17 protein-coding genes are annotated in these 19,918 nt (G+C 71.1%); 9 read left to right on the forward strand and 8 right to left on the reverse strand.

Features of this window, described 5'->3' with window-relative positions; translation table 11 throughout:
* Positions 1–23 precede the first annotated feature (23 nt).
* The 4 genes from ACIP89_RS22590 to ACIP89_RS22605 all read right to left on the reverse strand — a co-directional run bounded on the left by ACIP89_RS22590 (position 24) and on the right by ACIP89_RS22605 (position 6,175).
* Positions 24–1,385, reverse strand: coding sequence for an NAD(P)/FAD-dependent oxidoreductase (locus ACIP89_RS22590; RefSeq protein WP_402116376.1), 1,362 nt, complete (start codon positions 1,383–1,385; stop codon positions 24–26).
* A 130-nt stretch (positions 1,386–1,515) separates the two neighbouring features.
* Positions 1,516–1,860, reverse strand: coding sequence for a hypothetical protein (locus ACIP89_RS22595; protein ID WP_401928560.1), 345 nt, complete (start codon positions 1,858–1,860; stop codon positions 1,516–1,518).
* A gap of 35 nt (positions 1,861–1,895) precedes the next feature.
* A complete protein-coding gene (ctaD, locus tag ACIP89_RS22600; RefSeq protein WP_401929197.1) occupies positions 1,896–3,626 on the reverse strand; it encodes a cytochrome c oxidase subunit I in 1,731 nt (576 codons plus the stop codon).
* Positions 3,627–3,952: 326 nt separating this feature from the next.
* A complete protein-coding gene (locus tag ACIP89_RS22605) occupies positions 3,953–6,175 on the reverse strand; it encodes an NADP-dependent isocitrate dehydrogenase (protein WP_402116378.1) in 2,223 nt (740 codons plus the stop codon).
* 194 nt (positions 6,176–6,369) lie between these two features.
* On the opposite strand from ACIP89_RS22605, the gene ACIP89_RS22610 reads away from it, so the two are divergent.
* Positions 6,370–6,870 (forward strand): tetratricopeptide repeat protein, encoded by a 501-nt coding sequence (locus ACIP89_RS22610; protein ID WP_402116380.1) that lies wholly within the window; start codon positions 6,370–6,372, stop codon positions 6,868–6,870.
* Between the two features lie 45 nt (positions 6,871–6,915).
* Here the strand turns inward: ACIP89_RS22610 and ACIP89_RS22615 are convergent, their stop codons facing one another.
* Together ACIP89_RS22615 and ACIP89_RS22620 are read right to left on the reverse strand one after the other, a co-directional pair.
* Positions 6,916–7,947: a glutathione S-transferase family protein gene (locus ACIP89_RS22615; protein ID WP_401929201.1), complete on the reverse strand. Its 1,032-nt coding sequence runs from the start codon at positions 7,945–7,947 to the stop codon at positions 6,916–6,918.
* An 81-nt stretch (positions 7,948–8,028) separates the two neighbouring features.
* Positions 8,029–9,522, reverse strand: coding sequence for an MFS transporter (locus ACIP89_RS22620; RefSeq protein ID WP_402116381.1), 1,494 nt, complete (start codon positions 9,520–9,522; stop codon positions 8,029–8,031).
* A gap of 226 nt (positions 9,523–9,748) precedes the next feature.
* Between ACIP89_RS22620 and ACIP89_RS22625 the strand changes: the two genes are divergently transcribed.
* From ACIP89_RS22625 to ACIP89_RS22655, 7 genes are all read left to right on the forward strand, one after another.
* On the forward strand, positions 9,749–10,144 hold the full coding sequence (locus ACIP89_RS22625; protein ID WP_401928224.1) for a molybdopterin-binding protein: 396 nt from the start codon (positions 9,749–9,751) through the stop codon (positions 10,142–10,144).
* A gap of 333 nt (positions 10,145–10,477) precedes the next feature.
* The gene (gene dhaK, locus ACIP89_RS22630) at positions 10,478–11,464 is read left to right on the forward strand and encodes a dihydroxyacetone kinase subunit DhaK (protein WP_401928558.1); all 987 of its coding nucleotides are present in this window, start codon (positions 10,478–10,480) and stop codon (positions 11,462–11,464) included.
* 60 nt (positions 11,465–11,524) lie between these two features.
* Positions 11,525–12,139: a dihydroxyacetone kinase subunit DhaL gene (dhaL, locus tag ACIP89_RS22635; RefSeq protein WP_401929204.1), complete on the forward strand. Its 615-nt coding sequence runs from the start codon at positions 11,525–11,527 to the stop codon at positions 12,137–12,139.
* On the forward strand, positions 12,136–12,546 hold the full coding sequence (locus ACIP89_RS22640; RefSeq protein WP_401928219.1) for a PTS fructose transporter subunit IIA: 411 nt from the start codon (positions 12,136–12,138) through the stop codon (positions 12,544–12,546). The genes dhaL and ACIP89_RS22640 overlap by 4 nt, the downstream gene beginning before the upstream one ends.
* A gap of 56 nt (positions 12,547–12,602) precedes the next feature.
* Positions 12,603–13,109 carry an NUDIX domain-containing protein gene (locus ACIP89_RS22645; protein ID WP_401928216.1) on the forward strand — a complete coding sequence of 169 codons (507 nt, stop codon included), beginning with the start codon at positions 12,603–12,605 and terminating at the stop codon, positions 13,107–13,109.
* 309 nt (positions 13,110–13,418) lie between these two features.
* A complete protein-coding gene (locus ACIP89_RS22650) occupies positions 13,419–13,565 on the forward strand; it encodes an RICIN domain-containing protein (protein WP_402116505.1) in 147 nt (48 codons plus the stop codon).
* A gap of 196 nt (positions 13,566–13,761) precedes the next feature.
* Positions 13,762–16,509, forward strand: a complete 2,748-nt coding sequence (locus ACIP89_RS22655; protein WP_402116383.1) for a hypothetical protein — start codon at positions 13,762–13,764, stop codon at positions 16,507–16,509.
* Positions 16,510–16,621: 112 nt separating this feature from the next.
* Here ACIP89_RS22655 and ACIP89_RS22660 read toward each other — a convergent pair whose 3' ends face one another.
* Both ACIP89_RS22660 and ACIP89_RS22665 read right to left on the reverse strand, forming a co-directional pair.
* Positions 16,622–17,515, reverse strand: coding sequence for an SDR family oxidoreductase (locus tag ACIP89_RS22660; RefSeq protein WP_401929212.1), 894 nt, complete (start codon positions 17,513–17,515; stop codon positions 16,622–16,624).
* Between the two features lie 107 nt (positions 17,516–17,622).
* Positions 17,623–19,110, reverse strand: a complete 1,488-nt coding sequence (locus tag ACIP89_RS22665) for an MFS transporter (protein ID WP_402116385.1) — start codon at positions 19,108–19,110, stop codon at positions 17,623–17,625.
* Between the two features lie 165 nt (positions 19,111–19,275).
* Between ACIP89_RS22665 and ACIP89_RS22670 the strand changes: the two genes are divergently transcribed.
* A complete protein-coding gene (locus ACIP89_RS22670; protein ID WP_402116387.1) occupies positions 19,276–19,854 on the forward strand; it encodes a TetR/AcrR family transcriptional regulator in 579 nt (192 codons plus the stop codon).
* Positions 19,855–19,918: the final 64 nt, after the last annotated feature.

Below are 19,918 nucleotides of genomic sequence, written 5' to 3' on the forward strand. Positions count from 1 at the left end.
CCGGGCCCCGCCGCTGTGCCGGGTCACATCCGGGTGTGCAGCTCGGCGGTGTGCTCGCGGACCTGCTCCGGGGTGAGATAGCTGTCCGTGTGCTCGAAGTCGCGCAGGGTGGCGGGTTTGCGGGACTGGAATCCGGTGCGGACGAAGTCGTCGCCCGCGGCCGCGTTGATCAGCCAGTTGGTCATCACCCTCGCCTTGGCCACGTTGGTCCGCAGCGCCGACCAGTGGTAGCCGCGGGCCACGGCCTGGGCGCCGATCCCGTGCATCTCGATGCCGAGCGGCTTGGAGACGGCGTCCTTGCCGCCGAGGTCCACGACGAGCCCGAGGTCCTTGTGGACGTACGGCTGGAGCGGCTGGTTGCGGAGGGTGGCCAGCAGGTTGTCGGCGATCCTGCGGCCCTGGCGCATCGCGTGCTGCGCGGTGGGCGGGCAGACCGCGCCGTCGCCCTTGGCCAGGTCCGGGACGGCCGCCGCGTCACCGAGGGCGAAGATGCCGTCGTGGCCGGGCAGGCTCAGATCCGGGGTGACCGCCAGCCTGCCGCGTACCGTCTCCGCGTCGAAGGTGGCGACCAGCGGGCTGGCGGTGACGCCCGCCGTCCAGATCAGGGTGCGACAGGGCAGCACCCGCCCGTCGGTGAAGGTCACCTTGTCGGGGCCCGCCTCGGCGACCGACACTCCGAGGGACACCTCGATCCCCCGCTCGCGCAGGACCTTCAGCGCGCTCTCACCGAGCTTGTCGCCCAGTTCGGGCATGAGCTTGGGGGCGATGTCGATCAGATGCCATTTGATCAGCCTGGGGTCGAGCCTGGGATAGTGCCGGACGGCGTTGGTGGTCAGCCGCTGCAGGCAGGCCGCGGTCTCGGTGCCCGCGTACCCGCCGCCGACCACCACGAACTGCAGCCGCGAGGCCCGCTCCTCCTGGTCGTGGCTGGCGTCCGCGAGATCGAGCTGCGCGATGACGTGGTCGCGCACGAAGGCGGCCTCCGCCAGGGTCTTCATGCCCCGGGCGTTGTCGAGCAGCCCGGGGATGTCGAAGGTGCGGGTGACGCTTCCCGGGCTGAGCACGATGTAGTCGTAGCGCTCGTTGACGACCTCGTCGGTGATCTTGCGGATCACGCAGACCTTCGCCAGCGGGTCCACTCCGATGGCCCCGCCGGGAATGATCCTGGTGCGGTGCCGGCTGCTGCGGCGCAGTGACACCGCGACCGACTGCGGGGTGAGGACGCCCGAGGCCACCTGGGGCAGCAGGGGCAGATAGAGCTGGTAGGAGAACGGGGCCACGAGTGCGATGTCGGCCTCGCCGGGACGGAGCCGGCGTTCCAGACGGCGTACGCACTCGACCCCGGCAAAACCGGCTCCGACAACGAGAATCCTGGGTCGTGCCACAGTGTTCGTCCCTTCTCGGGGTCTGCACGGTCATCCGTTCGCCTGCCCCGTCGCACGCGCACGTCACCTCTCATCTTCACGAGACAGCGGCGACTTCGCCTGCTGGGGCGGCGGAACGGACGATCCGTACTCACCTGACCAGGTACGTCACCACGGTGCAGGCGCCGCCGGCCGTTCCCAGGCAGACCACGGCCGCGGCCGCGACGCAGCGCGCCCGCAGCGTGCGGTACCGCCGGCCGTACTCACCGCGCAGCTCGGCGGCACGGGCACAGACGCGCACCAGCATGACCCGTGAGGCCTCGGCCCGGTCGGCGGCGTACACCCGCTCCACGTCCTCGCGCTGGGCGGTGGTGAGCCAGGGCAGCTCGTCGGTGAAGCGGCGGGCGTACCGGCGCGCCTGCTCGATCTCGGCGTTCCACAGCAGATAGCCCTCCAGCTGGACCAGCCCGCGGGCGCTGTCCTTGTCGGGGTCGATGAACACCCGGTCCTCCTCTCCGCCGGCCCGCCCGCTCACGCCTGCTTGTCCCCCGGAGCGACCGTCACCGAGCGGTCGAGGCGGTTGGACGCGTCATCGAGCTCACGCACGGCGGGGTGGTGCAGGTCGAACGCCGGGGACTCGGAACGGATCCGGGGCAGCGTGACGAAGTTGTGCCGGGGCGGCGGGCAGGAGGTCGCCCACTCCAGCGAGCGGCCGTAGCCCCACGGGTCGTCGACACCGACGTTCCTGCCGTACTTGGCCGTCTTCCAGACGTTGTACAGGAACGGCAGCATCGACAGTCCGAGCAGGAACGAGGAGATCGTGGAGATGGTGTTCAGCGCGGTGAAGCCGTCCGCCGCGAGGTAGTCCGCGTAGCGGCGCGGCATGCCCTCGGCGCCCAGCCAGTGCTGCACCAGGAACGTGCCGTGGAAGCCCACGAACAGCGTCCAGAAGGTGATCTTGCCGAGCCGCTCGTCCAGCATCTTGCCGGTGAACTTCGGCCACCAGAAGTGGAATCCGGCGAACATCGCGAAGACCACGGTGCCGAAGACCACGTAGTGGAAGTGCGCCACCACGAAGTACGAGTCCGAGACGTGGAAGTCCATCGGGGGCGACGCGAGGATCACGCCGGTCAGGCCGCCGAAGAGGAAGGTGACGAGAAAGCCGATGGACCAGAGCATGGGGGTCTCGAAGGACAGCGAGCCCTTCCACATCGTGCCGATCCAGTTGAAGAACTTCACCCCGGTCGGCACGGCGATGAGGAACGTCATGAAGGAGAAGAACGGCAGCAGTACCCCGCCGGTGACGTACATGTGGTGGGCCCACACGGTCACGGACAGACCCGCGATGGCGATCGTCGCGCCGACCAGGCCGATGTATCCGAAGATCGGTTTCCGGCTGAAGACCGGAATGATCTCGGTGACGATCCCGAAGAACGGGAGCGCGATGATGTAGACCTCCGGATGGCCGAAGAACCAGAAGAGGTGCTGCCAGAGCAGCGCGCCGCCGTTGGCCGCGTCGAAGACGTGTGCGCCGAACTTCCGGTCCGCCTCCAGTGCCAGCAGCGCCGCGGCGAGGACCGGGAAGGCCAGCAGGACCAGGACACCGGTCAGCAGGACGTTCCAGACGAAGATCGGCATGCGGAACATCGTCATGCCGGGTGCGCGCATGCAGATGATCGTGGTGATGAAGTTGACCGAGCCGAGGATCGTGCCGAATCCGGAGAGGGCCAGACCCATGATCCACATATCGGCGCCGACGCCCGGCGAGCGGACGGCGTCCGTCAGCGGGGAGTAGGCGAACCAGCCGAAGTCGGCGGCACCCTGCGGGGTGAGGAAGCCGGCCACCGCGATGACCGAGCCGAAGAGGTAGAGCCAGTAGGCGAACATGTTCAGCCGGGGGAACGCCACGTCGGGGGCGCCGATCTGCAGCGGCATGATCCAGTTGGTGAATCCGGAGAACAGCGGTGTCGCGAACATCAGCAGCATGATCGTGCCGTGCATCGTGAACGCCTGGTTGAACTGCTCGTTCGACATGATCTGCATACCCGGACGGGCCAGCTCGGCGCGCATGAAGAGCGCGAGCAGACCGCCGATGAGGAAGAACGCGAACGAGGTGACCAGGTAGAGCGAGCCGATCGTCTTGTGGTCCGTGGTGGTCATCCACGTGATGACGACGTTTCCCGGTTCCCTGCTGTGTACCGGGAGCTCGTTGGCGTAGGACTCGTCGTCCTGCGCCGTCCCTGTTGTGCCCGTCGTCGTCACTGGGACGCTCCTTCGATTGTCTGCCGCCGGTGGACCGCGCACCCGGCGTGGCGCCGCCTGAACCGGGGCGGCCGAACGGCCCTGCCCGCACGTCGCGCGCGTTTCCGGTTGCAGCAAACCAGCAGGGTGGCCGCCCGGGGTGGCCCTGCGCCCGCCGTGGCGCGACATTCACCCGTCAGGGTGTCCCCCGAGGCACTCCGCGGCACCGGTCCGCCGCCGGAAACGGCGCCGCCCCGGCTCGACGGTGTGTCGGCCGGGGCGGAACGGTCATGAGCGGTGCGGGTGGGGGAAGGGGCAGGGCCCGTCCCCCCGTCCACGGCATCCGGTCAGGCGAGGCTCGCGATCGCCTGGTTGAACGTCGCGGAGGGCCGCATGACGGCCGAGGCCTTGGCCGGGTCGGGCTGGTAGTAGCCGCCGATGTCCACCGGCTTGCCCTGGACCGCGACCAGCTCGTCGACGATGGTCCCCTCGTTCTCGGACAGCGTCTTGGCGAGCGGCGCGAAGGCCTCGGCCAGCTTGGCGTCGGCGGTCTGCCGCGCCAGCTCCTGGGCCCAGTAGAGGGCCAGGTAGAAGTGGCTGCCGCGGTTGTCGATGCCGCCGAGCCTGCGGCTGGGCGACTTGTCCTCGTTCAGGAACGTGGCCGTCGCGCGGTCCAGCGTGTCCGCGAGGACCTGGGCGCCGGCGTTGTCCGTCGTCTGCGCGAGGTGCTCGAAGCTGACGGCGAGGGCGAGGAACTCACCCAGGCTGTCCCAGCGCAGGTAGTTCTCCTTGACGAGCTGCTGCACGTGCTTCGGCGCGGAACCGCCGGCGCCCGTCTCGAACAGGCCGCCGCCGTTCATCAGCGGGACGACGGAGAGCATCTTCGCGCTGGTGCCCAGCTCAAGGATGGGGAACAGGTCGGTGAGGTAGTCACGCAGCACGTTGCCGGTGACCGAGATGGTGTCCTCGCCGCGGCGGATGCGCTCCAGGGAGAACGCGGTGGCCTTCACCGGCGACATGATCTCGATCCGCAGACCGTCGGTGTCGTGGTCGGCCAGGTACGTCCTGACCTTCTCGATGAGCTTGGCGTCGTGCGCGCGGTCCTCGTCGAGCCAGAACACGGCCGGGTTGCCGGTCGCGCGGGCGCGGGTGACGGCGAGCTTGACCCAGTCCTGGATCGGCAGGTCCTTGGCCTGGCACACGCGGAAGATGTCTCCGGCGCCGACGGCCTGCTCCAGCACGGCGTCGCCGTTGCCGTCGACGACCCGCACCGTGCCGGTGGTGGGGATCTCGAAGGTCTTGTCGTGGCTGCCGTACTCCTCGGCCTTCTGCGCCATGAGGCCGACGTTGGAGACCGAGCCCATCGTGGCCGGGTCGTACGCGCCGTTGGCCCGGCAGTCGTCGATGACGACCTGGTAGACGCCCGCGTAGCTGCTGTCGGGCAGCACGGCGAGGGTGTCGGCCTCTCCGCCGTCCGGGCCCCACATGTGGCCGGAGGTGCGGATCATGGCCGGCATCGAGGCGTCCACGATGACGTCGCTGGGGACGTGGAGGTTGGTGATGCCCTTGTCGGAGTCGACCATCGCCAGGGCGGGGCCCTCGGCGAGCTCGGCCTCGAAGGAGGCCTTGATCTCGGCACCGATCTCCGGCACCGAGTCCAGGCCCTTGAGGATGCCGCCGAGGCCGTCGTTCGGGGACAGTCCGGCGGCGGCGAGCGCCTCGCCGTACTTGGCGAAGGTGTTCGGGAAGAAGGCGCGGACCACGTGGCCGAAGATGATCGGGTCGGAGACCTTCATCATGGTGGCCTTGAGGTGCACCGAGAAGAGGATGCCCTCCTCCTTGGCGCGGGCGACCTGTGCGGTGAAGAACTCGCGCAGCGCGGCGACGCGCATGACGGCGGCGTCCACGACCTCGCCGGCGAGCACCGGTACGGACTCGCGCAGGACCGTGGTGGTGCCGTCGTCGCCCACCAGCTCGATGCGCAGGCTGCCGGCCTCCTCGATCACGACGGACTTCTCGGTGGAGCGGAAGTCGTCGACGCCCATGGTCGCGACGTTCGTCTTCGAGTCGGCCGTCCAGGCGCCCATGCGGTGGGGGTGCGCCTTGGCGTAGTTCTTGACCGACGCGGGGGCGCGGCGGTCCGAGTTGCCCTCGCGCAGGACGGGGTTGACCGCACTGCCCTTGATCTTGTCGTAACGCGCGCGGGCGTCCTTCTCCGCGTCGGACTTCGGGTCGTCCGGGTAGTCCGGGAGCGCGTAGCCCTGCCCCTGGAGCTCCGCGATCGCGGCCTTCAGCTGCGGGATCGACGCCGAGACGTTCGGCAGCTTGATGATGTTGGCGCCGGGGGTGGTGGCCAGCGCGCCGAGCTCCGCGAGCGCGTCGTCGATGCGCTGGTTCTCCTGGAGGCTGTCGGGGAAGCTGGCGATGATACGGCCCGCCAGGGAGATGTCACGGCTCTCCACGGTGACCCCGGCCTTGGAGGCGTAGGCCTCGATCACCGGCAGGAACGAATACGTCGCCAGGGCCGGGGCCTCGTCGGTGTGTGTATAGATGATGGTCGAGTCAGTCACCCTGTGCTCCGCTCCACGTCTGCAACATTGCTTGACATCAAGATATCTCGTGATCGGTGCCGCCTCGACAGGGCCCTGCCCCGCACGGGCCGGAACCCGCCGTACCGCCGCGCGGCCCGGCGGGCAGACGCGTCCGCCGCCGCGCTTTGCCATTGATTTGCCGTATCGCCGCGCCCCTGGCAGCGTGCGGCGGTATGGGTGCGGAAATCGAACACGGCGATCCGGCGGCGCTGGCGGTGCGGCTGCGCGAGCAGAAGAGCCCGGGGGCGCACGAGCGGCTGCTGGCCCTGGCGGCGCGGAACCCGGAGGACGCCGCCGTCGCCTACCAGACCGCCTGGTCGCACGATTCCCTCGGCCTGGAGGCGCAGGCCGTGCCGTTCTACGAGCGGGCGCTGGAGCGGCCGGGGCTTTTGGCCGAGGACCGTCACGGCGCTTTCCTCGGCCTCGGCAGCACACTGCGGGTGCTGGGCCGCCACGAGGCGGCGCGCGAGGTGTTCCGCCGCGGTCTGGAGGAGTTCGCGCAGGATGCCTCGCTCCTGACGTTCCTGTCGATGACGCTGTACAACCTCGGCGAGTCCCGCGAGGCCGTACGGACCCTTCTCCAGGTCACGGCGGCCACCAGTGCGGACGGCCGGGTCCAGTCGTACCGCCGGGCGATCGAGTACTACGCCGACCGCCTGGACGAGACGGAGTAAGGGGGCGGTGGCTCTCAGGGGCGCGGTGGCTCCCGAGGCTGCTCCTCAGGGCCGCCCCTCCGCCGGGATCTCCTCGCCGGCCGGCACCGGGCCCGGCGGGGTGCCGTCGCCGAAGGGCCGGCCGCCCAGCTGTTCACGGTGGTGCGGGGACAGCCAGCCCGACAGGTCGGGGCCGACGGGCACGATGCCGGTGGGGTTGATGCCCGTGTGGACCCGGTAGTAGTGCTGCTTGATGTGGTGGAAGTCGACCGTGTCACCGAAGCCGGGGGTCTGGTAGAGGTCCCTGGCGTAGGCCCACAGGACCGGGTCCTCGGTCAGTTTCGAGCGGTTGCACTTGAAGTGTCCGTGGTACACGGCGTCGAAGCGCACAAGCGTGGTGAAGAGCCGGATGTCGGCCTCCGTGATGGTGTCGCCCACCAGGTAGCGCCGGTCCGCGAGGCGCTGCGACACCAGGTCCAGGCGGCGGAACACATCCGCGTAGGCGGCCTCGTACTCCGGCTGTCCGGCCGCGAACCCGGCCCGGTACACGCCGTTGTTCACGTCGCGGTAGACACCCTCCATGACCTCGTCGATCTCCTCGCGCAGCGGCTCGGGGTAGAGGTCGGGCGCCCCGGGGCGGTGCAGCGCGGTCCATTCGGTGGCGAGGTCCAGGGTGATCCGCTGGTAGTCGTTGGTGACGAGCTTGCCGCTGGGGATGTCGACGACGGCGGGGACGCTGACTCCACCGGGGTACCCGCTCTCCCGCTTGTCGTACGCCTCGGCGAGGTACTTGATGCCGAGCACCGGATCCCGGTCGTCCTCGTCCAACGTGAAGCGCCAGCTGCGGTCGTCCTGTAGCGGATCGGTGACGGCGAGCGAGAGCGCGTCCTCCAGCCCCAGCAGCCGGCGGGAGACCAGGGCGCGGCTCGCCCAGGGGCAGGCCCGGCTGACGACCAGGCGGTAGCGGCCGGCCTCGACGGGCCAGCCGTCCCGGCCGTCGGCGGTGATCCGGTCGGCGAAGTGGCTGCTGGACCGCTTGAAGGGCTTGTGCCCGTAGGCGTTGTTGCCGTCCGGTTCGGTACGGGCGGGATCGTTCATGGTGTCTCTCCCTGCGGCAGGACCTGAGGACTTGTGCCGGATCAGGCCGGGTTCGCGGATTGCGATCGTAGCGACGGCGTGTCAGGGCGCGGCGGGCTGCCGGTTGCGGCTTCTCCCCCGCCGGCTCCCGCCGACGTCGGCCAGGGCCACGATCAGCCCGGCCAGCACGAAGGCGACGGAGACGACCAGCCCGTGGTCGTACGCGCTGGACCAGCCGGCCGACCCCATCCGGGCGAAGAAGACCGAGCCGACAGCGGCGATCCCGATCGCCGAGCCGACGCGCTGGCCGGTCTGGAGGGTGCCGCCGGCGCTGCCCGCGGTGGCCACCGGCACCTGGGACAGGGTCAGGGTCTGGTTGGGTGCGATGACCAGGCCGCTGCCCAGACCGGCCACCAGCAGCGGGGCGGCCATCGCCCAGCCCGCGCCTCTGCCGGGCACCAGGTGGACGGCGAGCGCGGTGGCCCCGAGTCCGACGGCCACGGTCGCCATGCCGATGACGACGAGGGGGCGCCCGTACCGGCCGACCAGCCTGCCGCCGGGGCCCGCGGCTACGGCGGACCCGAGGGCGAAGGGCGTGATCGCGAGACCCGCCATCAGGGCGGTGTAGTGCAGTCCGCTCTGCAGGTAGAGCGTGGTGATGAAGAAGATCGAGGTGAATCCCGCGAAGTACAGCAGGATCAGCAGGCACCCCAGCCAGTAGGAGCGGACGCGGAAGAGCGAGAGGTCCACCACCGGCTGGGTGCCTCTGCGGGAGCACCGGGACTCCCAGCCGACGAAGGCGGCCAGCAGCACGGCGGCCACCGGCAGGAACAGCCATTTGCCGTCGCCCGGCCACTGGCGCGCCTGGACGAAGGGCAGCAGCAGCGCCAGCACCCCGGAGCCCAGCAGCAGCACCCCGGCCGGGTCCAGGTCCCGCAGCCGCACCGGTCCGGCGGACGGGGTGTCCGGCAGCAGCCGGTGCGCCAGCAGCAGGCAGACGGCCCCGAGCGGCAGGTTGACGTAGAACACCCAGCGCCAGCCCTCCTCCGCGCCGGCCGCCTGGATCAGGAGCCCGCCCAGCAGCGGGCCGACGGCGGTGGAGATGCCGACCACGGTGCCGAACATGCCGAAGGCCCGGCCCCGTTCGCGGCCGGAGAACATCTGCTGGATGAGAGCGGAGATCTGGGGCGACACCAGGCCGCCGGCCAGGCCCTGGACCAGTCGGGCGATCACCAGCCAGAGGCTGGACTGGGCGGCTCCGCAGGCCGCGGACGACAGGGTGAAGAGCGCCAGCCCGGCCATGAAGACCTGGCGGCGCCCCCGGGCGTCGCCGAGCCGTCCGGCGGGGATCAGGAAGAGTCCGAAGGCAAGGGCGTAACCGGACAGCACCCACTGCAGGTCGGACTCCGGGGTGTGCAGGCCCTCCCGGATCGAGGGCAGCGCGACGTTGACGATCGACACGTCCAACAGGGTCATGAAGCCCGCGACCAGGCACACCGCGAGCGCCCGCCACCGCCGGGGATCGGGCGCGTCCGGCCCGTCGGCGGACTCCGCGCTCCGCCCCCCGGACCCCCCGTACGCCGCACTCTCTGCCATGGCTCGCACCCTAGGCCGCACGCCCCGATTCCTCATCCCGGCAGGGCCACCCGGCCGTGCACCGCGCGCTACATTGGCGCGGTCACCTGGATGCGGACGGGAGACGTAACGGGGCCGACCGCCGTGCGCGAGCAGCGGAGAGAACGAGCGTCAACCGTCCGCGCTTGCCGCGAAATAACCAGAAAAAGCTTGCACATGCAATCAACACTCCCCTAAGGTGCGGCATATGCAGTCCTACACAATCGGGCAGGCCGCCCGCCTGCTGGGGGTCAGCCCGGACACCGCGCGCCGCTGGGCGGACGCCGGCCGCGTGGCGACGCACCGCGAGGACGGCGGGCGCCGCCTCATCGACGGCCGCGATCTGGCGGCGTTCTCCGTGGAGGTCGCCCAGGGTGGCGCCGGCGAGGACGACGCCTCCTACACCTCGGCCCGTAACGCCTTCTCCGGCATCGTCACCGCCGTCAAGCTCGGGGACGTGGCGGCGCAGGTGGAGATCCAGGCCGGTCCGCACCGGCTCGTGTCCCTGCTGACCCGGGAAGCGGTCGAGGAGCTCGGCCTGGAGGTGGGCATGCAGGCCACCGCCCGGGTGAAGTCGACCAGCGTGCACATCGACCGCACCTGACCCGGACACGGCCGGCCGTCTACGCGGCTGCGCCGTAACGCTCTCCGGCACCGGCGGCGTCGGCAACGACAAGCGCGGCTGCGCGTTCGGCGCGCCGGGTGGCGGCCCCGCGCACGCGGCCCGCGCCCGTCCACCGGTGCGCGCCGGAACGCACCGCCCCGCGCTGAGGACAGCCCGTCAGTAGACTCGGCCGCGAGCCGCCACCGGTCCCGCCGTCACCGACCGCCAAAGGCCCTGCACCACCGGGATCAACGACTCACGAAGCGGCCCCTGAGCTGCGAGAACCTGATCAGGGCGCCACCTGATGGCCCTACTGGGAGGTTACCGTTGAAGATGCTGATAAACGTCCCCGAGACCGTGGTCGCGGACGCTCTGCGCGGAATGGCCGCCGCCCATCCGGAACTGACCGTGGACGTCGAGAACCGTGTCGTCGTACGGCGCGACGCGCCCGTGGCCGGAAAGGCCGCCCTGGTCTCCGGTGGCGGGTCCGGGCACGAGCCGTTGCACGCCGGGTTCGTCGGGCCCGGGATGCTGTCGGCCGCGTGCGCCGGCGAGGTGTTCACGTCCCCGGTGCCGGATCAGATGGTGCGGGCCGCCGCCGCCGTGGACAGCGGTGCGGGCGTGCTCTTCGTCGTCAAGAACTACACCGGCGACGTGCTCAACTTCGAGATGGCCGCGGAGCTGGCCGAAGAGGAGGGGGTACGGGTCGCCCAGGTACTCGTCAACGACGATGTCGCGGTCACCGACAGCCTCTTCACTGCGGGGCGGCGGGGCACGGGGGCGACGCTGTTCGTCGAGAAGATCGCCGGCGCGGCGGCCGAAGAGGGTGCTCCGCTGGACCGGGTGGCCGCGATCGCGCGCCAGGTGAACGAGTCGTCGCGCAGTTTCGGGGTGGCGCTGACTTCCGTTACCACGCCCGCCAAGGGCTCGCCCACCTTCGATCTGCCCGCGGGCGAACTCGAACTCGGGGTGGGGATCCACGGTGAACCCGGGCGTGAGCGGCGTCCGATGATGACGTCACGGGAGATCGCGGACTTCGCGGTGGACGCGGTGCTGGAGGACCTGCGGCCGCACGGTCCGGTGATGGCACTGGTCAACGGGATGGGGGCGACACCGCTGCTGGAGCTGTACGGGTTCAGTGCCGAGGTGCAGCGGGTGCTGTCCGAGCGGGGCATCGCCGTGGCTCGTACGCTCGTCGGCAACTACGTGACCTCGCTCGACATGGCGGGCTGTTCGGTGACGCTCTGCCAGGTGGACGAGGAACTGGTGCGGCTCTGGGACGCGCCGGTGGAGACCCCCGCACTGCGCTGGGGCCGTTGAGCCTTCCCGCTCAGCCGTCGCAGCGCACCGTGCCCCACCCGATGGACCCAAGGAGATCATGTGCTGGACACCGACTTCTTCCGCCGCTGGATGACCACGACCGCCGCCGCCGTGGACCGCGAGTCCGCGCATCTGACCGAGCTCGACTCGGCGATCGGGGACGCCGACCACGGCAGTAATCTCCAGCGCGGATTCACCGCGGTGACGGCCGCCCTCGGCAAGGAGCCGCCGCAGACGCCGGGTGCCGTACTGATGCTTGCCGGACGGCAGTTGATCTCCACCGTCGGAGGGGCGTCCGGCCCGCTGTACGGGACGCTGCTGCGGCGTACGGGAAAGGCACTGGGTGACGCCCCCGCCGTGACCCGCGAAGAGCTGGCGCGGGCGCTCGGGGCGGGCGTTGCGGCGGTGGCCCAGCTGGGCGGGGCCCAGGCCGGGGACAAGACGATGCTCGATGCCCTGCTGCCGGCGGCCGAGGCGCTCGGGACGTCGTTCGGGGCGGCGCGGGACGCGGCACGGGAGGGCGCGCTGGCGACCGTGCCCCTCCAGGCGCGCAAGGGCCGGGCGAGCTATCTGGGCGAACGGAGCATCGGGCATCAGGACCCGGGGGCCACGTCCGCCGCGCTGCTGATCGCCGCGCTGGCGGAGACCGGCGATGCCGCCGGGGGCGCCGCATGAGCGCGGACAAGCAGGTCGGGATCGTGCTCGTCTCACACAGCGGGCCGGTGGCGGAGGCCGTCGCCGCGCTGGCCAGGGGGCTCGCGGCCGGTGGCGCGACCGCACCGGTGGCCGCCGCCGGCGGTACGCCCGCGGGCGGCCTCGGAACGAGTGCGGAGCTCATCGCGGAGGCCGCCAGATCGGTGGACGCCGGAGCGGGTGTCGCCGTACTGGTCGACCTGGGCAGCGCGGTGCTCACGGTCAAGGCGATGCTGGCCGAGGGCGACGAACTCCCGGACGGGGCACGGCTGGTGGATGCCCCGCTGGTGGAGGGCGCGGTGGCGGCGGTGGTGGCCGCGTCGGCGGGCGGCGACCTCGACGCCGTGGCGGCCGCCGCTTCGGAGGCGTACGACTACCGCAAGGTGTAGCGCGGGGCCGCCGTGTCGCCGGCGCGGCCCCAGCCCCTTCGCCCACACTTGACGGCATGTCACCGAACGAGCGGCGCAGCGCCGGGCTCCTCCTCTTCCGCACCACCGGGGACGCCGGTCTGGAAGTCCTCCTCGGCCACATGGGCGGGCCCTTCTGGGCAGGCCGGGAGAGCGCGGCGTGGTCGGTACCGAAGGGTGAGTACGGCCCCGGGGAGGAGCCCGCGGCCGCGGCCCGGCGGGAGTTCGGGGAGGAGTTCGGCCACCCGGCCCCGGACGGTGAGTGGGTGGCGCTGGGCGAGTCCCGGCAGTCCGGCGGCAAGACCGTGACGGTGTGGGCGCTGGAGGCCGACCTCGATCCGGCGACGGCCGTTCCGGGGACGTTCACGATGGAGTGGCCCCGGGGCTCCGGCGTGCGGCGGGAGTTCCCGGAGATCGACCGGTTCGCCTGGTGCCCGCCGGAGGTGGCCGCCGAGCGGCTCGTCAAGGGGCAGCGGATCTTCGTGGACCGGCTGGTCGACGTGCTGGCGGGCGAGCGGGGGCCGTCCGCGCCGGGCGGGTCCTGAGCGGCGGAGCCGTGTCGGCGCGGCGGGTCACGGTGACGCCCAGGGGGCGGGTCGGCGCACAGTTCTTCCAGGTGGCGCCGCATCGGGCCGGCGAGGCTCTCGCCGGCCCGGAGATGCCGCCGCCGATGACCACAAGTTCCGGGTTCACCGTAAGAACCATGGCGGCGGCGCTCTGGGCGTAGGTGCGGGCGAAGAGGTCGGCACGCCCGGCGGACACCACGTGACCACCCGCGGTGAGGTGGGGACCGCCTGCGCCTCCGCCCAACGCCGCCCGCGTCCTTGGTCCTGTAACGGCGGCTCCGACCAGAACTGGGTCACCGCCTCGACGGATCCCCTCGCAACCCCGCTTCCGGACGCTGCCTGGACGCCGCGGACGGAGGCACGTCCAGCGGTACCCCGCTGGTGATCCGGGACTGCGAGGACTCGTCCAACCAGCACTGGACGTACTCCTCCTGAAACCCGGCGGTGCCTGAGCCCCTGCCCCTCACGCACCGCCGTTGCCGGTCGGCACAGACCGGTCGGCACGGGCCAGTCGGCATCATGGGTTGCCGCCGGGACAATCCGCCCCTGAACCGCTGCTCCACCGGTACCGTGCTCAGCACGCCATGGATACCGCGGCGCCCCCGGATCGCCCTCACCCCGGAGTACTGCAGTGGAACAGCACGCGTCGGCCTCGGACTACGCGCGCATCGTGCAGGCGGGCCGAGACGTGGTGATACTCGACGAGAGCGCGCCGTACCGGCTCCGGATGTGGCCGCCTCCTCCTCAGCGGCTGTCGGCCGAGGAGGCGCGCGCCCAGCCCAGCCGGCTGCTCCGCGCCGGGCACGAGGTCGTCGAGTTCGCCGGCCGGGAGGCCGAGATGAAGACCCTGCGCACCTGGCGGGACAGCTGTCTGAGCCACCCACGCGTCGCCTTGGGGCTCATCCACGGCCCAGGGGGGCAGGGTAAGACCCGGCTGGCCTCCCAGGCCGCCCGAATATGGCGGCAGGAGGGTTGGAACACCTTTCACGCGGTCCTGCGGCCGGATCGCCCGGTCCGTCCCGCGCCCGAGACCCCACCGTTCGGCACCGGCCCCGGAACGGTGGTCGTGGTCGACTACGCCCAGGAATGGGACACCGGTGATCTGCTCGGGCTCATCCACGACATGTCCTCCCCAGGAGCGGCACCGGTACTGCTCCTGCTGCTGGCACGGTCCGCGGGTGTGTGGTGGCAGACGCTCCAGTCCCGTCTCGTCAGGAACCTCGGCATTGTTCCGGAAGCGCTCCGGCTCGAACCTCTCGTCGGGAGGCCGTCCGACCAAGCACCCTTATTCTCCGAGGCCGTCCGTCGCTTCGCCGCCGCTCTTGAGGTCCCCGTAGCACCTCTTCCCAGCCCCCCGTCCGGCCTCGGGGACCACAGCGCCTTCAACCAGGCACTGACGTTGCACATGTCCGCCCTCGCCACCGTTCTCGCGGCCGCGGACGACACCGTCGCTCCCGATGCCCCTGGCAAGCTCTCGGCCTACCTCCTGGCCCGTGAGCGCACCCACTGGGCGCTCCTGCACGAACGCGGCCTGCTGAAGGCCGACCCGAACGCGATGTCCCAGGTCGTGTACATCGCGGCGCTGACGGGGCCGTTGTCGTACGCGGACGGGACGGCGGCGCTCCAGGCGGCCCCCGTCGAGCTGTGGGAGCACCCTGGAAGGCTCATCAAGGACCATGCGGTGTGCTACGCGCAGAGCCGGGCGGATTCCGTACTCGAACCGCTCTATCCGGACCGGCTCAACGAGGACTTCCTGGCGCTCATGCTTCCGGGGCATGACCGCGACTGGCCGGCGGACCTGTGGAGCGCTCAGGCATTCGGGCTTCTCGTGAAGCCCGGCGGCACGCCCTGGACCCGTACCGCGCTCACCAGACTGGCCGAAACGGCGAAGCGATGGCCCCATGTCGCACACAGCCACCTCATCCCCCTGTTACGCGAACACCCCGAACTCTGCCTGGAGGCGGGGAGCGCCATGATCGTGGCCCTCACCGAACTGCACGAGCTCGATGTCACGCTGGCAGCCGACCTGTACGGGCTTCTCGCGGAGCGTCGCCCCATCGATCTCACCGCCGGGTATGTCGCCCTCCTCACCAGGCTGACGAACATCCCGGAACGTCTCCCGCCTCATGAGCGAGCAATCCTCGACGCGGCGTTGTGCGCGGCGCTCGGTGAGATCGGCCGCTACCCGGAAGCCGCCGAATACGGCGAAGCGGCCGTCGCCCGTCTCCGGGGGCTCGTGGCAGACGGGACCGAGGAATGCCGCGATCATCTCGCGGCCGCTCTGACCAACCTCGCCGAGTACCGCTCTGTGGCCGGGGCGAACCAGAGCGCTCTGGACGCCACACGGGAGGCGGTTTCCCACTATCGGGCCCTCGTACGCCGCTCCCCCGGTGCATACGGACTCCGCCTGGCGGTGGCACTCAGCAAATTCGGAAACATTCTGGCCTTGCGTATGGGCAGGGCGTCGGAGGCACTGGCTCCCGCCGACGAAGCGGTCCGCATTCTGAAGGGCCTCGACGAGGCCGACTCGGCTTCCCGCACGGAGGCTCTCGCCACGGCGCTGGCGACCCTCAGCCGCGCGGCCGACGCTCATGCCGACGGCACTCTGGCTCTTGAGTCCGCGAAGGAATCCCTCATCCTGCGCAGACGTCTGGCCGAGGCCCAGGGAGCCGTTCACTCCCCGGCGCTCTCCAGGGCCCTGGACACCTTTGGCAGGGCCCTCTGGCGAACGGGCCGTACGGACGAGGCCCTTGCCTCCCTGGTCGAATCCGTCACGATCCACAGAGAGCTGGCCACGATCGCGCCCGAGCGGTTCGAGCCCATACTCGAAGGCCAGCTCCACCACCTCTTCGAGTGCTACCGGGAATCGGGACTTCGGCAGAAGCTCGTCCCCACCGCCGAAGAGCTGGTTGCGCTGGCCCAACGTCTGGTCGACAGAGGCTGTCAGGAGTTCCGGCCCTCGCTAGCCGTCGCGACCTACCACCTCGCAGTCGCACGGGCCGGGGCCGGGCAATGGGGCGAGGCGTGCTCGGCGGCCGACCTTGCGGCCGAACTGATCCGTCCCCGGGCCACGCTCGGGTTCGTGGCCTCGGAAGTGGCGCTCGTCCGCTTCCTCTGCGGATCCGCCCTGATCCGCGTGGAGGGACGGAGAGACCGTAGTGGGGTGCCGGACAGGTTGGACGAAGCGCTCGCTGTCTACGCGAGGCTCCCCGTCACCCTCGCGGCGAACCTGCGGCGCGAATGCCTGGACGCCTTCGAGGTGCTTGAGGAATCACTGATCGCGGCGGGAGACGATGGCTGGGCACTCGGGCTGAGGAGGCGGCGTATACGCCGCACCCCGGCTGATCACGTCAACCCGCGTCTGAGAGGCCGAAGTTGAGGGATGCCTCCATACCTTGTCCCCGAGCGCGTGGACGGCCGGAGGACAGCGGGTGGACGCGGGAGGGCGGCCTCCGCGGGCCGCTCCTCCCACGCCTCGTCGGCGTCGGGTCTCAGCTCGTGTAGGCGCCCGCGTCGATGTCCGCGAGCAGGGACGGTCCGGTGGGCTCCCAGGGGAGCAGCAGCCTGGTCGCGTCGCTGGACGCGGTCATGGTGGAGGCGAAGAAGCCGCCGACGAAGCCGAAATGGCTTTCGGTGTCCCGTGGGGGTACGGAGCCGGCCGGCAGGCCGAGACTGCGGCCGATCGCCTCGGCTATCGCCTTGGTGGTGATGGCCTCCTCGGCGACGGCGTGGAGGCGGGTCCCCGCGGGTGCCTGCTCCATGCCTAGGCGGATGAGACGGGCGGCGTCGCCGCGGTGCACCGCCGACCAGGCAGCCGAGCCGTCACCGACGTAGCCCGAGACTCCCCGCTTGCGGGCGGCCGCGGTCAGGAAGTTGACGAACCCCCAGTCACCGCGGCCGTGAACGCTCGGCGCGAACCGGGTGATCACGGTCCTCACCCCCCGGGCCACGTAGTCCAGGGCAAGGTTCTCGCTGCCTCCCCGGTTGGAGTCCGGGCCGATGGCCGGGGAGACATCGGCCTCCGTGGCGGGCCGGCCCTCGACGAGTCCGGAGAGCGGCGCGGCGACGACGAACGGTCGGTCGGTTCCGGTCAGGGTGTCGCCGAGGACCCGGACCGCGGCGCGTTCGGAGCGGTCCGACTCGGCGGGGTTGCCCCAGTCGTGCTTGTTGGCCATGTGGATGACCGCGTCCGCCCGGGCGGCGCCTCGCCGCAGCGAGGCGAGATCGTCCAGGTCACCGCGGACGATGCCGGCGCCCTTGGCCGTGAGGGCCTGTTCGGCCTGGTCGGACCGGGCCAGGCCGATGACCTGGTGGCCTGCCGAGATGAGTTCGTCGACAACGGCGGATCCGATCCAGCCGGTCGCTCCAGTGACAAACGCACGCATGAGCGTGTCCTCCTTCGCCCTGAAAGGGGCAGGTGAATGGTGGAGACGGTGGGAGTTCCCTGATCACGACGCGAGCGCCGGGCCAGGTGGTGTGAAGGGGCGCGCCGTTACCGCGTGGCGGTCCGGTGGGCGCGGCGGGCGCCGGCGACGACGAGGGCTCCGGCCAGGAGCACCACGAGGGCCGCGGCGCGCAGCGCGGTGTCGGCGCCGTGGGTGAACGCTTCGGTGACGGCGGTGCGGTCGGCCGGGGCCGACGCGAGCGCTTCCCGCACGGTACGCGGGAGCGGGGCGTGCCGGCCCAGGCCGGCGGGCAGGTGTCGGGTGAACCCGGCTGTGAGGATGGTGCCGACGACCGCCACGCCCAGGGCGCTGCCCAGTTCTCGGGTCGCCGACTGCAGACCGCCGGCGATGCCCGCTCGCTCCACGGGCAGGGCGGCGGCGATCTGAGCGGTCAGGCACGGCGCGGCCAGCATGATGCCGAGCCCGATGACGAACAGACCGGCCGCGTACACCGGGTAGGCCATGGCCGAGGCGTACGAGAGGCCGGCCAGGCCGGCGCCGGTCAGCGCGAAGGCCGCGGCGAGGGTCGCGGGGACGCCGGTGCGGCGGATGAGCCCGGGAACGTAGCGGGTTCCGGCCAGGAGCGGGACGGTCAGCGGGATGACTCCGAGCCCGGCCTGCAGTACGGAGAAGCCGCGCCCGTACTGCAGGAGTGAGGCGTTGACGTAGAAGAGCCCGAAGCTTCCGAAGAAAGTGATGGTCATGCCGAGGCAGGCGCTGCTGAGCGCCGCGCTGCGGAACAGCCGCGGGTCGAGCATGGGATGGGGGGCTCTCCGCCCGACCCGCACCCACCACAGGATCAGCAGGACGCTGGAGGCGAAGGCGCCGAGGACGACCGTGCTGCCCCAGCCCTGTTCGGGCCCTTCGATGATGCCGGTCAGCAGCGCCACGAAGGCCGCCACGAACAACAGCGTGCCTGGCAGGTCGAGGGCCCTGTGGTGCCGGGCACCGCGCGGTGCGGACCGGGCCGCCCACGCCAGGCAGCAGAGCGCGACGGCCGCGACCGCCGTGAACAGCGCGCGCCAGGAGCCCGCGCTCAGCACCGCGCCGCCTCCGACGTTGCCGACGACGCCGCCGGCACCGGAGGCCGCCGCCCAGACTGCCAGCGAGTGAGGACGCCGCTCGGGGGCCGTGGCGTGCAGGAGGATGCCGACGCAGTTGGGCAGGACGCACGCGGCACCGAGGCCCGTCACGGCACGCCCGGCCAGCATGATCGCCACGTTCGGCGCGACGGCCGACACCACGGCGCCGGAGGCGAATACGCCGAGCCCCGCCAAGAGGACGCCCTTGCGGCCGAGCTTGTCCCCGACGGCACCGGCGGGGATGACCAGGCAGGCGAAGATCACGACATAGGCGTCGACGATCCAGAGCAGGTCCGACGAGGTCGGGCGCAGTGAACTCGCGGCCAGCTCCGGCACTGCCAGGTTGATCGCCGCAACGAATCCGACGACCAGGGCGGTGCACACGCTCACGCAGGCGAGCACGGAGCCGGACCGCCGCGTGGGGCGCGGCGCGCCCTCCGGTATGGGAGCCATCGCTCTCGATTCCTTCTGGGGTTGATGTACGCGAAGCACGGCGGGACACCGCCCTGCAGGCCGTTCACGAGAACGGTCGCGGGAAGGCCGGACACCCATTTACGAGTCACCGTGCACCGTAAAGCTAACACATACGAGACACGGTGACTCGTATAAAGTGGCGGCATGAGGGATGGAAGTGGCCGCGGACGGCCCCGCAGCGAGGACGCACGCGCCGCCGTGCTGCACGCCGTCGACGACCTTCTGGTCGAGGTCGGATACGCGGCCCTGACCATGAAGGGCATCGCAGAGCGGGCGGGCGTGGGCCGTCAGACCGTGTACCGCTGGTGGTCGAACAAGGCGGAAGTCCTCTACGAGGCCAGCGCCATCGACGCCCGGCACGAACTGTCCGTGTCCGTCGGCGACGACCCCCGCGAAGACCTCAAGGCGTATCTCGACGCCCTCGTCACCTTCTTGTCCCGCTCCCACGCGGGTGCGGCCTACCGCGCCCTCATCGGGGAAGCCCAGCACGACACGGACGTCGCCGCGCTGCTCACCTCCCGCGACGTCCTGGGGGAAAGCGCCGCGGCGGTCGTGGAGGCGGCGCGGGAGTCGAGCGGCACAGCCCTCTCGCTCGAACAGGCCACCGCGCTCCTGATCGGTCCGCCCTTCTTCCACATCCTGTCCGGACGCAGCGCGGACGACCTCGATACCGAGCAGCTCTCGGCGCAGTTCCTACGAACCCTCAACCATCCGGGGACATGAGCCGCCGGCGAGCGGAGGTCACCCGTACACGCCGGGCACGGCCCGGTGCGGCCCCTCGGACGAC

The organism is Streptomyces sp. NPDC088730, from assembly GCF_044751215.1.
Lineage (GTDB): Bacteria > Actinomycetota > Actinomycetes > Streptomycetales > Streptomycetaceae > Streptomyces.

Bases quoted from the DNA above. Each gene is read 5' to 3' on its own strand.
- ACIP89_RS22610 (WP_402116380.1), top strand. From the start codon at position 6,370: ATGGGTGCGGAAATCGAACACGGCGATCCGGCGGCGCTGGCGGTGCGG.
- ACIP89_RS22615 (WP_401929201.1), bottom strand. From the start codon at position 7,947: ATGAACGATCCCGCCCGTACCGAACCGGACGGCAACAACGCCTACGGG.
- ACIP89_RS22620 (WP_402116381.1), bottom strand. From the start codon at position 9,522: ATGGCAGAGAGTGCGGCGTACGGGGGGTCCGGGGGGCGGAGCGCGGAG.
- ACIP89_RS22625 (WP_401928224.1), top strand. From the start codon at position 9,749: ATGCAGTCCTACACAATCGGGCAGGCCGCCCGCCTGCTGGGGGTCAGC.
- dhaK (WP_401928558.1), top strand. From the start codon at position 10,478: ATGCTGATAAACGTCCCCGAGACCGTGGTCGCGGACGCTCTGCGCGGA.
- ACIP89_RS22640 (WP_401928219.1), top strand. From the start codon at position 12,136: ATGAGCGCGGACAAGCAGGTCGGGATCGTGCTCGTCTCACACAGCGGG.
- ACIP89_RS22645 (WP_401928216.1), top strand. From the start codon at position 12,603: ATGTCACCGAACGAGCGGCGCAGCGCCGGGCTCCTCCTCTTCCGCACC.
- ACIP89_RS22660 (WP_401929212.1), bottom strand. From the start codon at position 17,515: ATGCGTGCGTTTGTCACTGGAGCGACCGGCTGGATCGGATCCGCCGTT.
- ACIP89_RS22665 (WP_402116385.1), bottom strand. From the start codon at position 19,110: ATGGCTCCCATACCGGAGGGCGCGCCGCGCCCCACGCGGCGGTCCGGC.
- ACIP89_RS22670 (WP_402116387.1), top strand. From the start codon at position 19,276: ATGAGGGATGGAAGTGGCCGCGGACGGCCCCGCAGCGAGGACGCACGC.